This is a genomic window from Collinsella aerofaciens (assembly GCF_028209885.1).
In the GTDB taxonomy this organism is placed as follows: Bacteria; Actinomycetota; Coriobacteriia; order Coriobacteriales; family Coriobacteriaceae; genus Collinsella; species Collinsella aerofaciens_BA.
This window is the reverse complement of record NZ_JAQLEM010000004.1, coordinates 24,563-39,850: the sequence shown is the minus strand read 5'-3', so window position 1 is coordinate 39,850 and position 15,288 is coordinate 24,563. Positions and strand designations below refer to the sequence as shown.

General features: G+C 61.0%; 12 protein-coding genes. 2 read left to right on the top strand and 10 right to left on the bottom strand.

What is annotated here, in order from left to right:
• Positions 1-56 precede the first annotated feature (56 nt).
• The 4 genes from PMX21_RS01625 to PMX21_RS01610 form a co-directional block, all read right to left on the bottom strand.
• The gene (locus PMX21_RS01625; RefSeq protein WP_271757523.1) at positions 57-1,343 is read right to left on the bottom strand and encodes an MFS transporter; all 1,287 of its coding nucleotides are present in this window, start codon (positions 1,341-1,343) and stop codon (positions 57-59) included.
• Between the two features lie 265 nt (positions 1,344-1,608).
• Complete coding sequence (gene mobB, locus PMX21_RS10065) at positions 1,609-2,913, bottom strand: molybdopterin-guanine dinucleotide biosynthesis protein B (RefSeq protein ID WP_271757521.1); 1,305 nt, start codon at positions 2,911-2,913, stop codon at positions 1,609-1,611.
• A 4-nt stretch (positions 2,914-2,917) separates the two neighbouring features.
• Positions 2,918-3,973: a GTP 3',8-cyclase MoaA gene (gene moaA, locus PMX21_RS01615; protein WP_271757519.1), complete on the bottom strand. Its 1,056-nt coding sequence runs from the start codon at positions 3,971-3,973 to the stop codon at positions 2,918-2,920.
• Between the two features lie 248 nt (positions 3,974-4,221).
• Positions 4,222-5,259, bottom strand: a complete 1,038-nt coding sequence (locus PMX21_RS01610; protein ID WP_271757517.1) for a hypothetical protein — start codon at positions 5,257-5,259, stop codon at positions 4,222-4,224.
• Positions 5,260-5,576: 317 nt separating this feature from the next.
• Here PMX21_RS01610 and PMX21_RS01605 point away from each other — a divergent pair, with 317 nt between their 5' ends.
• Positions 5,577-6,923, top strand: a complete 1,347-nt coding sequence (locus PMX21_RS01605; RefSeq protein ID WP_055286026.1) for an MATE family efflux transporter — start codon at positions 5,577-5,579, stop codon at positions 6,921-6,923.
• Between the two features lie 55 nt (positions 6,924-6,978).
• Complete coding sequence (locus PMX21_RS01600) at positions 6,979-7,827, top strand: MerR family transcriptional regulator (RefSeq protein ID WP_271757514.1); 849 nt, start codon at positions 6,979-6,981, stop codon at positions 7,825-7,827.
• A 64-nt stretch (positions 7,828-7,891) separates the two neighbouring features.
• Here PMX21_RS01600 and ligA read toward each other — a convergent pair whose 3' ends face one another.
• From ligA to PMX21_RS01570, 6 genes are all read right to left on the bottom strand, one after another.
• On the bottom strand, positions 7,892-10,120 hold the full coding sequence (ligA, locus tag PMX21_RS01595) for an NAD-dependent DNA ligase LigA (RefSeq protein ID WP_271757512.1): 2,229 nt from the start codon (positions 10,118-10,120) through the stop codon (positions 7,892-7,894).
• 449 nt (positions 10,121-10,569) lie between these two features.
• Complete coding sequence (locus PMX21_RS01590) at positions 10,570-12,030, bottom strand: S1C family serine protease (RefSeq protein ID WP_271757509.1); 1,461 nt, start codon at positions 12,028-12,030, stop codon at positions 10,570-10,572.
• 208 nt (positions 12,031-12,238) lie between these two features.
• Positions 12,239-12,901, bottom strand: a complete 663-nt coding sequence (locus PMX21_RS01585; protein ID WP_271757507.1) for a response regulator transcription factor — start codon at positions 12,899-12,901, stop codon at positions 12,239-12,241.
• Positions 12,902-12,951: 50 nt separating this feature from the next.
• A complete protein-coding gene (locus PMX21_RS01580; RefSeq protein ID WP_227790008.1) occupies positions 12,952-14,289 on the bottom strand; it encodes a glutamine synthetase family protein in 1,338 nt (445 codons plus the stop codon).
• A 134-nt stretch (positions 14,290-14,423) separates the two neighbouring features.
• A complete protein-coding gene (locus PMX21_RS01575) occupies positions 14,424-14,795 on the bottom strand; it encodes a HepT-like ribonuclease domain-containing protein (protein ID WP_195621797.1) in 372 nt (123 codons plus the stop codon).
• Positions 14,782-15,276: a type II toxin-antitoxin system RelB/DinJ family antitoxin gene (locus tag PMX21_RS01570; RefSeq protein ID WP_271757505.1), complete on the bottom strand. Its 495-nt coding sequence runs from the start codon at positions 15,274-15,276 to the stop codon at positions 14,782-14,784. The genes PMX21_RS01575 and PMX21_RS01570 overlap by 14 nt, the downstream gene beginning before the upstream one ends.
• Positions 15,277-15,288: the final 12 nt, after the last annotated feature.

The following is a 15,288-nucleotide window of genomic DNA, read 5'->3' as shown; positions in this document are numbered from 1 at the left end:
CAACATTCGACGTTTTTCGGCAAAAATCGCGATTTTCGCTGAATGTTGTGATGGTTTTACTGCCTTGCGGCACGATCCAAATGCCGGCGTCCAAACAGCAGCAACGCCGCGGGAACCGCCGTCACGACCATGCCCGCCCCTACGAGCGTCTGCTGTACGCCAAATGTCGCCGCCAGCCATGGGGCAATTGCCAGCGGGGCCACGCCGGCGAACATGTTGCCAAAACCCATGACCGAGTTCACGCGACCGAGCTGCTCGAGCGGGGCCGTCGTTTGCACGATCGTGTTGTGGAGCGGGTTGACGACGCCCCACGCCACGCCCAGGACGATCTGGCCGACGAGGGCCACGCCCACGTACGGCGTTCCCACGTAGAGCAGGCTTCCCAGACCCACGGACATAAGCGCCACAAGCAGCGTTTTTAGGTTGACCAGGTGCGGCGGCAAGCGGAGCGCGGCCACGGCGCCCAGCACCGCGCCCACACCGCTGGCCGACGAGAGCCAGCCCATCCATTCGACACCGACGTGCAGGACATCGCGGTAGTAGAACGACTCCAGCGGATCGAAAGCTCCATAGCCAAAGTTCGAGAGGAAGATGATGCAGAAAAGTAACGCGAGGACGCTGTTGGTAAAGACTGTCTTGATACTGGTCGCGAAGGTGGCGCGGGAAGATGTGTTGGGGTCGGGGCCTTGGCTGGCCTTATCCGATGTGATGTCGCCGATCGCAGGTTTGTCTTCGTGTGTGGCGGCCTGACCTGCACTTTGCCTAAAGCCCCAACCGGCGGCGAGCGCCAGTACGGTAAAGATCATCATGAGCACAAACACCGCGCGCGACGATGCAGCCGCCGCGACAAAGCCGCCCAGCGTGGGGCCAACGATGATACTCACGTTTGAAAACATGGCGATAGCGGAGTTGATGTCTTTGAGCTCGACAGGGTCGTCGGTGAGGTAGGCCGGATAGGACGTAGCGATGGGCTGGGCGAATCCCATCACAAAGCCTAGGAGTACCGCGCCGAGCAGGACGATGCCGGTCGCGCTACCAAAGGCGATGATTGCCGCGCCGGTTGCCAGCGTGTCCACGATGCTCAGCAAGAAATGACGGCACGGGCCCCAGGCGTCGAGCGCAGCGCCACCCGCAAAGGATCCCAAGATCACGAATACGTTCATAAACAGAACGGCCAGCGATGTCGCCACGACCGAGGCATCGTCTGCATAGGTAAGCGTTCCGATGACGCCGATAAAGTAGCTGGTCTGAAAACCGGTGTAGATGAGAAAGCGCATCGCCACCAGGCGCTTGGCCTGCACGGATAGCGATGGTTGAGGCTTTGAGAAAAGAGAGGCGAGCATGGAGACTCCTTGTTTCATACGAATACGGGCGGCGGGCATTCGCCACCGTCTGTCAAATCAATCTATCCGCATGAAACATTAAGGACGCATCAGGACTCTTCTCTCCGTTTTTCGCTCAGTATGAACTACTTGGTAGATTGTAAGGCATGTCCCACACATCTACCAAAGCAAAAACCACCACAAAGGTGCCTGGCCCCTTTGTGGTGGAAATGACGTTTGCCCAGATAAAACCTGCCAAAATAAACCTGTCCCTTTTTGACAGGTTTTAGGCCAGATGGTCTTGGATCAGATCGCAGATGGCTCGGGCGTCGTTGATGTTGATGGCTCGGGTCGCAAAGCCGGCGTCGAAGGCCTGGCGTGCCAGGGCCTCGTTGCAGGCAAGGGCCAGCGTGTGACCGTCGACCAGGTCGAGCGAGCTCTTGCCGCGCAGACGGTCGACACCGGATCGCGCGACGACGATGTTATCGAAGCCCTCGGTCTTGTAGCCCTCGATGATCACCACGTCGACATCGTTGTAACGCGACAGCAGCTCGCGAGCGGGCATCTCGTCCTCCTCGCGCGTGTCGGCGTACTCCGCCCAGCGTGTGGCGCAGATGAGGCCCACGTGTTTGGATCCGGCCTGGTGATGGCGCCAGGTGTCCTTAGCAGGCACATCGATATCAAAGCCGTGATGCCCATGATGCTTGAGCGAACCCACGCGCAGGCCGCGGCGGGTGAGCTCGGCAATGACCTTCTCGACGAGCGTGGTCTTGCCCGAGTTTTGGTAGCCGATAAACGCGATCGCGGGGACGGCCGGAGCGGGAGCTGCGGGCGCGACGGCGGCAGGTGCGCTTGCGGGTGCGTCGCCCGCGGCTCCCACGGCCTCAACAGCAGCGGCCTGACGCTCTGCGCGATCCCACACACCCGAGCGGCCGCCCTCCTTGTACAGCAGGCGCACGTCGACGATTTCCATACCGCGATCGACGGCCTTGCACATGTCGTAGATGGTCAGACACGCGGCACTCGCGCCGGTCAGGGCCTCCATCTCGATACCCGTCTTGCCCGTCACGCCGGCCGTAACCAGTACGTGAAAGCCGACCTGCCCGTCCGTGCGCGCCGGCGCCCAGCCCTCGGGCACGTCCTCGGCCGGCGTCCCCGCCGCAGCGATGGGCGCAATGTCGCACTTGCTCTTGGTAATGAGCAGCGGATGGCACATGGGGATGATGTCGCTCGTGCGCTTGATGGCCATAATGCCCGCCACGCGCGCGCAGGCAAGCACGTCGCCCTTTTTGGCGCGGTCCTGCAGCACCATGGCTTGCGTCTCGGGGTGCATGAGGATGGTGCCCTCGGCGATGGCGATGCGATGGGTCTCGGCCTTGTCGGACACGTCGACCATGCGCACCTCGCCCTTGGCGTCCACGTGCGTCAGCTCGTCGCGACGGGCGTCGCGGGCGGGCTCGGTGGTAGCGCTGGCAGTCGGCTGTGCGGACGCATCGGCGTTGCCAACATTCGCCGCAGCCGTGGCTTTGTGGGCAGACATCGCGGCCCTGCGAGCGGCCTTGGTGGCATCGGCGTACCTGCTCTTGGCCATATGATCATCCTCCGATTTGGGACATAAATCGTTGCGTGCCCTCAATTATCGCGTGTTCCTGCGGTTTGTGGGCCACGGCATCGCGCCAAATCGAAAGTACCTGCATATCATCACCACGGCGCAGCGCCTCACGCACCGAATACTCGGCATCGCTAAACAGGCACGGACGCACGTTGCCGTCTGCCGTCAGGCGCAGGCGGTTGCAATTCGCACAAAAATGGTTGGACATGGCGCTAATGAAGCCAACCGTTCCCACCGCGCCCGGAAAGTGCCAATAGCGCGCGGGGCCCGCGCCGGCAGGAGCGTCGTTGATGTCGAGCGGCTCGAGCTCGCCCAGTCCCGCCGCGGTGGCCCCGGCATTGATGCGCGCCCGCAACTCGTCGCTCGGCACGGTATCGCTCGCGTCCCACAGCTCGGGATTGAGCGCGGGCGCATGCGGGTCCACAGCGCAATGCGAGCTCGTGCGCTCGTCGCCGATGGGCATGTATTCGATAAAGCGCAGGTGGATGGGGCGATCGAGCGTGAGCCGCGCGAGGGCCGCCACATCCTGGTTGAGCCGGCGCACCACAACGCAGTTGACCTTAACGGGCTCAAAGCCCCAAGCCAGCGCCGCGTCGATGCCAGCCATGGTCTGCTCGAGTCGACCCAGGCGCGTGATCTTTCCAAACAGCGTAGGGTCGAGTGTGTCGAGCGAAATGTTGACGCGGTTAAGCCCGGCATCTTTGAGCTGCGGCGCCAGCTTGGGCAGCAGGGCGCCATTGGTGGTGAGCGAGATGTCCTCGATCTGCGGGATCGCGCGAATGTCGCGAATGAGCGGAATGATGCGGCGGCTGACCAGCGGCTCGCCACCCGTCAGACGCACGCGGCGAATGCCCTCCCCCGCCACCAAGCGCACAAAGCGGGCGATTTCCTCAGCGCTGAGCAGCTCGTCGTGCGCGCGGGGCGCCACGCCATCGGCCGGCATGCAATAGATGCAGCGGAAATTGCACTTGTCGGTAACGGCAATGCGCAGGTAGTTGATATCGCGGCCAAAACCGTCATGTTGCACGTGCCCGTCCACGCAACCCTCCCCTCACGCGGCGTTTTATTCTTCGGAAAACATAATACCCCACGAGAGAATCATGCCGACACCCGTACGACAGGACAGGTCGCTTCGAGCAAAACGGACTTTCCAAGCCCATCCTCAGCACAGACCATCACAACACAGACCATCACAACATTCGATGCTTTTCCCGTTTTTGGCAAAAAACGTCGAATGTTGTGATGGTCTGCCCGCCCACGGCACCCCGTAGAAGGACCAAAACACCCCTAAAGGCCGCCGTCCCAGTGCCGAATCACGAATTCTCGCAGGTCATTCTGACGTTTCTGGAACGCTTCGCTTCGGTCGCACTTAAGGCCCATAGCGAACGCGATGGCGTTCATCGCCCGGTGCAACTGCAGCTGATGGGCAAACTGAGTCCCGGTGAGGACGATCATCCTAAAGCCCAGCGCGCTCAGCACGGTCATACGCTCCGCGTCCGACGCACTGCGCTGTTTATCAAGATGGTTAGAGCCGTTGTACTCAATCCCCGTACCGCTCGCGGGCGCATATACGTCGATCTCGAAATACCCGGCCTTAGCGAGATATTTGAACTCGTTGGGAACATCGACCCGATGGTTGAGCTCAATCTTGGCGTATCCCAGCCCTCCCTGGGAACGTTTCGCTACGACCATGATTGCGGTGGCCGTCTCCATGGGCGACCGCGCGCCATCGTGCACGCGCTTGAGCACGCTGGCCGCGCGTGCAGCCCCCTGACGAGATCGGTTCTCATTGCAATAAGCAATCAAGTCGGCAACGGTATACCTCTGCCCCATCTCGACATAATCGCCTGTCGACAGATGATTCAAATGGTATCGGGCGCAGATTTCGTAGCCATATTCCAGCTGCTCGGGCTCACTCATCCACGAACCCGCCTGGACAAAGCACATGACCTCATCAACCACCAGAAGGCCCTCTGCCACCTCGATAAGATGGCCTGGAGGTACCGGCGCTCCAAACACGTGGCACCTAAATCCAGCCGGCGTCGAGCGCTCAAAATCGAAGTTGACGAGCGTATCGATATGATCGAGCTCTTCTCGTGGAATACCAAGCGAAACCAGATAGTCGGTAACGATCCCAACTGCCGTTGAAGCCCTCAGCCCCTTGGCATCGAGTCCCAATTTGGGCAGGCTCGCGGTCGGCTCCGCCTCGTTAGCAAGCGAGTCCTCATCGTATAGGCTGCTTGCTCGCGAGAGCGGCTCGGACGGGCGCGCCACGTTGTGGTACAGCCAGGCAGTCTTATGGGACAGGACAATCGGCAGGTCCATGAGCCCTCCAATGGAGTCGGATAACCAACCTTATTCCCCTGCCCACGGGTCCGCACACCTTCGTGCGCAAGAAAGCGATTCCACCCGGTCGAGTGGCAGAAAAACCATCACACCATTCGATGCTTTTCCCGTTTTTGGCAAAAAACGTCGAATGTTGTGATGGTTTGAGGCGAGGTGAGGGGCACGGAGGGGTCAAAGCATCGTGCTTGGAGCGTGACTATTTTCGCCCCACTGCCAACACAAACCTTGACTCTACAATCGTTGTAGGGTTTTCACTACACTGGTACGTAAACGAACCCAGCCAGAAAGCCCCGCCCATGGAACACGACCTCACACGCGGCAATGTCCTTAAGACCATCGCGGTCTTTGCCCTGCCTTATATGCTCTCGTACTTTTTGCAGATGCTCTACGGCATGGCCGACCTGTACATGATGGGGCAGTTTAGCGGCGCCGCCGGCATCACCGCCGTGGGCAATGGTGCGCAGACGCTCTATATCATTACCGTGACGCTCGTGGGCCTGGCCATGGGAACGACGGTCATCGTCGGCCACGCCGTGGGTTCGCGCCGCTTCGACCGCGCCGAGACCGCCATCGGCAACACCATTACGCTCTTTATGGGCGTCTCGGTGGTGCTGGCCGCTGTCCTGCTCGCACTGTGCCCGCAAATCGTGGCACTCATTGGCACGCCGGCCGAGGCGGTCGAAGGAACCGCCGCCTACCTGCGTATCTGCTTTGTCGGCATTCCGTTTATCGCCGCATACAACATTCTCTCGGCCATCTTTCGCGGCCTAGGCGATTCGCGCTCGCCCATGTACGTGATCGGCGTGGCATGCATCATCAACATCGCGCTCGATTTTCTGTTTATCGGCCACATGGGGCTCGGCCCCGTGGGCGCGGCGCTCGGTACGGTGACCGCCCAGACGGCAAGCGTTGCCCTCGCGCTCGTGTGGCTCAAGAGCCGCCGCACGAACATCCACGTTAAGCGCAGCGACCTGCGCCCCCAGCCCGAGGTGCTCGGCAGCATTCTTAAGATCGGCGTACCTGTGGCCGTGCAGGACGGCTGCATCCAGGTGGCGTTTATGTTTATCACCGTCATCGCCAACCACCGAGGGCTCGTCGACGCCGCCGCCGTGGGCCTGGTCGAGAAGATGATCAGCTTTTTGTTCATTGTGCCGAGCTCCATGGGCGCCACCGTCAGCGCGCTCACGGCTCAAAATGCCGGCGCGGGCAAAGGCGACCGCGCACGTCAGGTGCTCAAGGACGCCATGACGATCTCGATGGTGTACGGCTGCCTGATCACGGTGCTGATGTGGCTGGTGGCGCCGGCGTTTATTGGCTTTTTTGCCAAGGACCCCGCGGTAGTCGCGGCCGGTACCGGCTATATGCACAGTTATATTTTCGACGCAATCTTTGCCGGCATCCACATTTGCTTTAGCGGCTTTTTCGCTGCATACGGCAAGAGCTACATCGGCTTTGCGCACAACGTGCTGGCCGTGGCGCTCATTCGCGTGCCGGGCGCGTGGCTGCTGTCGAACGCCTATTCCGATACGCTGTTTCCCATGGGCATCGCTTCGCCGTGCGGGTCGATTTTGTCGGCAGTCATCTGTGTTGTCGCGTTTACCGTGCTCAACCGGCGCGGGGCTTTTGACAAGTTGGCAGCGTAGCGAGGCGACGCGAGCCTGGCGCCCCTCCCCTGTTTTTACCGAAAGGAGCGGTCCCATGACCGACTCGCCAACCGAACATACCGAGGGTCTGCTCCGCATTGGCGAGGTGGCGCGCCTGTTTAACCTGAGCGTGGGGACGCTACGTCATTACGAGCAGATGGGCTTGCTGGACCCGGCGCACATCGATCCGGCAAGTGGGTATCGCTACTACGGATCGCGGCAGCTCTCCACCCTCAACACCATCAGCCACCTGCGCGTTCTCAACTTGCCGTTAGCACAAATCCGCGAGTTTGTGACCACGCGCGATGTGGACCTTATGCAGCGGCAGCTGGCTCAGCAGCAGGAGCTCATCGAGCGCAAGCGCCGCGAGCTCGAACGCGTGTCACGCAAGATTGACAACCGGCTTGCGCTGCTCCACGATGCCTTGAACACCGAGCTCGATACCATTTGCACAATCGATGCGCCCGAGCTTCGCTGCGCCGTGTTGCGCGAACGCGTCAACCCTACCGACGCCTATGCGCTGGAGTGGCAGATTCGTCAGCTGCAGAAAGGCCAGCACGAGACCTTTGTCTTTCTGGGCAACTTAGGCGTCGGGATTAGCGCCGAGCGCCTGGCCGCCGGCGACTTTGACGGCTACGACGAGGTCTTTTTGCTGCTCGATGACACCGATGATTACGTGGGCGACGTCGAGACGCGACCCGCTGCGCGCTGCCTGACCACAAGCTTCCGCGGCACGCATGGGCAAGCGGGCCCGCGCTATGAGCAGCTACTCGGCTATATGCGCAAACACAACCTGACACCCGCCGGGCCCTCGCGCGAGATCGCCCTTATCGACGACATCATCAGCGACGACCCCGCGACCCATGTGACGCAGATCACGGTGCCGGTTGCCCCGTCCAAATAAGATCCGCCCGGAAGGCAGTTCAATCATGCTTTCCGGGCGGATCTTCAATTTGGTTATCGATGTCCTAAGCCTGGGGCACCTCACCGGTAGCCAAGATCTGCTCGAGTGCGTCCTCGTCCAGCACGGGTACGCCCAGCTGCTCGGCCTTGGTGAGCTTGGAGCCCGCTTTGGGACCGGCGACCAGGTAGCTCGTCTTCTTTGAAACACTACCCGAGACCTTGGCACCAAGCACCTTGAGCGCCGCGCCCGCCTCGTCGCGGGTGCGGTTGACGAGCGTGCCGGTGAGCACGAAGGTCAGACCCGCGAGCGGCTGTGCGTCGGCGAGCTCGCCCGCCACGCCGGCGTCGGCTGCGGCTTGCGCGCGCGCAGCACCCAAGTCAACCTCGAGCGACAAACCCGCCTGGCGCAGGCGCTCCAGGACGGCAAGGTTTTCGGGAACGGCCAGGAACTGCTTGACGCTTGCCGCAATCTTGGGACCGATGCCCTCGCACTTGGCGATGTCCTCTTCGCTCGCCAAGATAAGCTTGTCAATCGACAGGAATCGCTCGGCGATAACCTCGCCCACGCTCTTGCCCACGTGGCGGATACCCAGGGCAAACAGCACGCGACCGAGCGGCTGGCTCTTGGACTTGTTGAGCTCGGCGATGATTTTCTCGGCCGTCTTGTGGCCTACCGGAATGGGATCGCCCTTCTTGACGCCCTTTTTGCTGTTGGAGCTTGCATAGGTGCGGCCCGTGTCTAGACCTGCGATGTCATCGACCGTGAGCTGGTAGAAGTCTGCGACATCGTGGATCAGGCCGGCGGCGATCATCTTGTCGACGATCTCGTCGCCCAGGCCGTCGACGTCCATGCAGCCGCGGCTCACCCAGTGGAGCAGGCGCTCCTTGAGCTGCGCGGGGCAGTCGATGGACACGCAGCGGTAGGCCACCTCGCCATCCTCGTGGACCACGGGGCTGCCGCACACGGGGCAGACCTCGGGCATGTGCCAGTCGACCGAATCGGCCGGGCGCTTGTCGAGGACCGGGCCCACGACCTCGGGAATAACGTCGCCCGCCTTGTGCACGATGATGGTATCGCCCTCGCGCACGTTTTTGCGGCGGATCTCGTCGATGTTGTGCAGCGTGGCGCGCGCGATGGTGGAGCCGGCAACCGTCACCGGGTCGAACTCGGCGACCGGCGTGAGCACACCGGTGCGGCCCACCTGGATGCGAATTTCACGCAGGACGGTCTGCTTTTCCTCGGGCGGGAACTTAAAGGCAATGGCCCAGCGCGGCGCGCGGGCGGTAAAGCCCAGATCGAGCTGCTGCTGAAAGCTGTCCACCTTTACGACCACGCCGTCGATGTCGTAGTCCAGATCACCGCGGTGCTCGAGCGCCTGGGCACAGAACTCGTGAACCTCGGCCGGCGTGGCGCAACGAGCCACGTTGGGGTTGACGCTAAAGCCGGCGTTGCGCAGCCAGTCGAGAAATTCGCGCTGACTGTGGACGTGCAGCGGGTCGGTATCGGCGATGGCATAGATAAAGGTGGCCAGGTCGCGGCGCGCCGTGACCTTGGGATCCTTCTGACGCAGACTGCCAGCGGCGGCGTTGCGCGGGTTGGCGAAGGGGTCGCGGCCCTCGGCATCGGCCTCTTCATTCAGGCGAACAAAGCTGCCCTTGGGCATATAGACCTCGCCGCGCACCTCGATGGTGCGCTCGCGGTCAGCGCCCATGTGGGCGAGCGCCGCCTCGGACAGATGCATGGGCACGTCCTTGATAGTGCGCACGTTGAGCGACACGTCCTCGCCCGTGGTGCCATCGCCGCGTGTGGCTGCGCGTACGAAGGTGCCGTTTTGGTAAGTAAGCGCGACGCCCAAGCCGTCAATCTTGAGCTCGCAGGTATAGGTGACGCTACCGGCGCCGAGCGCATCCTCGGTGCGTTGGAGCCACGCGTCGAGCTCGTCCAGATCCATGGCATCGTCCATGGAATACATGCGTGCCATGTGCGTTACCGGCGTAAACTGCTCGCTCACGTAGCCGCCCACGCGCTGGGTATAGCTGTCGGGCGTTACCAGATCGGGGTAGGTCGCCTCGATTTCCTGCAGCTCAACGAGCATTTTGTCAAAGGCGGCGTCCGTGATCTCGGGCGCATCGAGCATGTAGTAGCGATAGGCGTGGTAATCGAGCTCGTGGCGCAGCTCGGCCGCGCGCGCTGCCGCCTGGGCACGGGCGTCGGTCGGTGCGGCGGCATCCGCGCTCGCGGACGTTTCGGTATCGATGTCCACACCGTCACCAAACAGGCTCGATTGCTCCATAGCGGCACTCCTTCGCTCGATTTCAAACGGATACTAGAGTACCACCGGTCGCAATGAGGCCGAATAGCGGTCTCGAACCGCACCGAAACGGCAGCCGCCAGACTGGGGTGGACAGTTAGTTCAGATACGTATAAATCCTAGAGCTGAATCAGACACGAACACCCCTGTTTCAACTAATTTGGGCTCCTCGAGACCATGTAAACGTCCCGCTCTCCCTTCCAAACACCCATTCGAGCCCCATCCCAATCAAAAATTGCTCAAAACGCATCCCAAGCTGCCCCAGATTTATACGTATCTGAACTAACTGTCCAGACCATTCCGGACCAGGCCTCTTGTCAGTCCCAAGTGATCCGTTTTCCTCCGTCCCCAACGGATCAATAAGAAAAGAGGGGCTGTCCCACACTTGTCGGGACAGCCCCCTCTGGCATCGGCATGTGCGATACGGCTCGTTAGTAACCCTGGCCGTAGCCCTGACCCTGGCCCTGCTGGCCTAACAGCTCCTCCAGGTACTGGCGCAGCTGCTCGTCGGTAATACCGCCGTTGCCGGTGTCGGTCGAACTGTCGTCCTGCTGCTGGTTCTGCAGCTCCTCATCGGAGCCCAGCTCAACCGTGACCTTTTTCTCTTCCTTGCCACGCATGAGTGTGATCTCGACCTTCTCGCCCACCTCGTGGCTGCGCAGTGCGATGATCAGGCCATCGGCGCTCGTGATCTCGTCGTCGCCCAGCTTGGTGATGACGTCGCCCTCCTGAATGCCGGCCTTGGCAGCAGGACCGTCCTCGACGACACTTGCCACATACGCGCCGCTATCGGTGCTCAGCTTGTTAGTGCGGGCGTTAAGCGCATTGACGCTCGAAAGCGTAGCGCCCATGTACGGATGCACCGGCGTCTTGCCGTCGATAATCTGGTCGGCAATGTTCTTGGCGTAGTTAACGGGAATAGCAAAGCCCACGCCCGAGCTGGAGCCCGAGTAGCTCTCGATGAGCGAGTTGATACCCACGAGCTCGCCGTTGTCGTTGACGAGCGCGCCACCGGAGTTGCCCGGGTTGATGGCGGCATCGGTCTGGATCATGTTGGCGTAGATGGTGTTGCCGCTGGTAGAGCTCATGGCCGTGGAGCGGTAGAGCGCCGAGACGATACCGGTGGAGACAGACTGCTCGTTGCCGAACGGCGAGCCGATCGCCATGACCCACTCGCCCACGTTGAGCTTGGAGGAGTCACCGATCTCGATCGGCGTGAGCTTGGAGGCGTCGGCGTCCTTGAGTTTGATGACGGCTAGGTCGCTCGAAGCATCGTTGCCCACGAACTCGGCCTCATAGGTGGTGCCGTCGTCCATGGTCACCACGTACTGGTCGTAACCATCGACCACGTGGTTGTTGGTGAGGATATGGCCCTCGGTATCGAGCACCACGCCCGAACCGACACTGCCCGAGTTATCCGACCCGTCAGCAGACTGCGAAAGCGAGCCATTCTGGCTGCCGCTCGAAGTGGCGGTAATGGAAACGACGGAGGGCAATGCCTTGGCAGATACGGCCTCGGCCAGCGTGGTGTCCTCGGAGTCGATCGTGATCTTTTGCGTCGATGAACCCGAAGCACCCGCCGTCACGGCATTCTTTCCGCCGCCGATATCGAGCGTGCCGCTCATAATGAGCGCAATGACCAGCAGGGCGCCGCAGGCGCAGCCGGCAAGCGCCGTAATAAAGATCGGCAGCTTTTTGGTCTTGGTCTTGACCACCGTGTGCTTGTTTACAACCTGCTGACCGCCCAGCGGCTGGCCGGTCTGCGTGTCGTAAGCCTGCACGTAGGGAATGTTGCTGCCGGCAGGCGTCGACTCCACCTGCACACGCGGCTGCTGCTGTGTCTCGCCGGCGTGACCCGCATCCTGGAGGCGCTGGGAATCGTTCTCGCTCATGGCTGCGATCCTTTCGTCAAATAACCAAAGGCCCGCCAAACATGTGGCGGGCCATCATTGTTCACGTTGAGTTGTACCCCAATATGCGGGCGAACGTGTATGAGAACGCAATCTTTTAGGAAGGCTTAAGTTCTGCTGCAGATTCGAGAGGAACCCGCACCTGCGTCAAGACCACCACAAAGGTGCCTGTCCCCTTTGTGGTGGAAATCTAGTCCTTAAACAGATAGCCCACGCCGCGGACGGTGGTGATGTGCGCCGCGATCTGCGGGCCCACCTTGGAGCGGATGCGTCGGATGTGCACGTCGACGGTGCGCGTGCCGCCGCAGTACTCAAAGCCCCACACGCGGTGCAGCAGCACTTCGCGACTGTAGGCACGGTTGGGGTGCGTCGCCAAAAAGCTCAGCAGCGAGTACTCCATCAGCGTCAGGTCGATGGGCTCATCATCGAGCGTCACCTGGTAGGTTGCCAGGTTGATCTCGAGGTTGTCGATGTTGAGCACATCGTCGGCGGCGACGGTCTCCTCCTCGCCCATCAGGCGCTGCGCGCGAGCCTTGAGTTCGTTGGGCGTCGCCGTGGGGCATACAAAGTCGGCATGCGCGTGATTGGGCAGACGCAGGGTGCTAAGCGCCTCGTCGTCAACGATCACCAGCATGGGGACGCCGCCGCGATCGTCAAGCCACTTGGCAATCTGATCGATGCGGTCGCTGCGGATGCCGTCGGAGTCGAGGATCAGCAGGTCAAAGTCGTGCGCCGCAGTCGGCGAATCGGGGGTTGCCAGGCTCACCTCGACACCCAGGGTGGTCGTCAAGCTGCGGGCAAACTCGTGGAAGCGCGTCGTGCGCGCCATGAACAGGGCACTCTTTTCGGACATATCGGCCTCCAAAGAAATGAGCTCAATCGTACTGGAACAAGCCAGCGCGATTAGGAGTTCGCCAGATAATGCTTAATCTCCCACTCGGTGATCGTGGACTCAAACTTATGCCACTCGTCGCGCTTCTTTTTAAGGAAGAAACTGTGGATGTGCTCGCCGAGGGCATCCTTCATAAACTGCGAGTCCTCAAACACGTCGAGCGCCTCTTTGAGCGAGCGCGGCAGCGGCGTGTAGCCGGCCTCGAGCATCTGACGGTCGGTAAGCTTGAGCGTCTCGGCCGTTGCCTCGGGCGGGAGTTCCAGCTTGCGCTCGATGCCGTCGAGACCAGCCGCCAGCGTGACGGCGTTGACCAGGTACGGGTTGGCCATGGGGTCGGGGCTACGAAGCTCGATGCGCGTGGACAGCTGCTTGCCGGGCTTGTAGACCGGAATGCGGACCATGCTCGCGCGGTTGCGCAGGCCCCACGTGGCGTACTGCGGCACGGAATCGCCGCCCGTGGTGATGCGCTTGTACGAGTTGACCGTGGGGTTAGTGATAGCGCTGATCTCGCGCGCGTGTGCCAGAATGCCGGCCATGTAGTGCTTGGCGATATCGGAGAGGTGATACTTCTCGTCGTCCTCGCCCCAAAAGACGTTGTTGCCGTCGTGGTCGAATAGCGACTGGCACAGGAACATGGCGCTGCCGTCCTCGCCCGCCAGCGGCTTGGGCATAAAGGAGGCGTGGCACCCGCTCTCGTAAGCCTGCTGCTTAATGATGAGTTTGGCCGTGGTGATGGCGTCGGACATGCTCAGGGCCTCGGCGTGGCGCAGGCTCATGCCGTGCTGCGAGCGGCCGGCGGCGTGGAAGGTATACTCCACGGGCACGGACATCTTCTCGAGCGTGAGGACCGTGTTGCGACGCAGGTCGCGGGCGGCATCGCTCACCGAAAGATCGAAGTAGCCCACGTTGTCGAGCGGCTCGGGCGTGTGCTCGTCGGGGAAATAGTAATACTCCAGCTCGGCGCCCACGTTGAGCAGATAGCCAGCCTTCTCGGCCTTGCGGAACATGCGGCGCAGGGCATCGCGTGGATCGCCGGTAAAGGGCTTGCAATCGGGAGTGCACACGTCGCAGAACACGCGGGCGACGCCGTTGTGGCTCGGGCGCCACGGCAGGATCTGGAAGGTCGAAGCATCGGGAAACGCCAGCATGTCGGCTTCCTCGGGCGTGGCAAAGCCCTCGATGGCGGAGCCGTCAAAGCCAATACCCTCCTCAAAAGCTACCTCGAGGTCCTCGGGGCTAATGGCAAAGTTCTTGAGGCGGCCGAGAATGTCGACAAACCACAAACGCACAAAGCGGATGTCACGCTGCTCTACGGAGCGGAGTACGTAATCGATGTTCTGCTGGTTCATGTCGCTCCCCTTTCTTTCGGGCGGGTTTCGACTGGTCTATATCGCAGATACTATCGCAGAAAAATGTTTCCGCAGGGTTAAAGTGTATCAAGCGCTCAAAAAACGTGTGCGAACAGGCAGTTGCGAACGAGCGGCTAGCGTTCAGATTCGGAGACAATTTGTCTACAGGCTCGTTCCAGCGCAGGGAACTCCATCGTCACTGCATCCCAAACAACCGAGCGGTCGACATTGCCGTAATCATGCGCAAGATAATTTCTCATGCCGATAATTCCACGCCATTCAATTTCGGGATGAAGCCGCTGCGAGCGTTCCGACAATTTGCCCGCTTCTTCCGTCACCCTAAGCGCACACATCAAAAGGGAGTCCGCCAACGCCCTCGTCCGCACGTCATTCGCATGCAGAAACTGGTCCTCGGTGATATCAAAAGCCTTGATGCGCTCGTTCGTTTCGGAGATGGCCTCCAAAACCTCTTGGGCGCGAAGGCTGTCTGACTTACGCGCGATCATAAAGGATCACTCCTTCGCGCTCGATTACCGCGGCAAGTTCGTCATCAAGATGATCACTAGAGACGAGATCAACCTGCCTCCCGGTTTCTTTGCGCACCGCCTCGCCAAACGCCGACAGCGCAAAAAGACCAAAGCCCTGCTCGCGATCGACTTCGAGACGCAAGTCAATATCACTATCGGCATGCGCCTCGCCACGGGCATACGAACCAAAAAGAATCACGGTTTTGATGGCGGGAATCGAGCTGGCCGCCTCGCGGACGGCGGACTCAATCTGGGCAGTATCCAAAATGCCCGTCGCGGCGCTTTCGCTCGCAGAGCTTTTACCAAGTGAAGGAACAAACGGCAGAGAGCGCTCGCGCAGCATCTGCCTCATAAACATATTGACCGCAACAGACGAAGTCATGCCAAGCTCTTCGCACAGTTCGGCAAATGAGTCTTTAATTGACGAGTCCACTCGCACACTCAGCACAGACGCAGTCATGGATACCTCCTG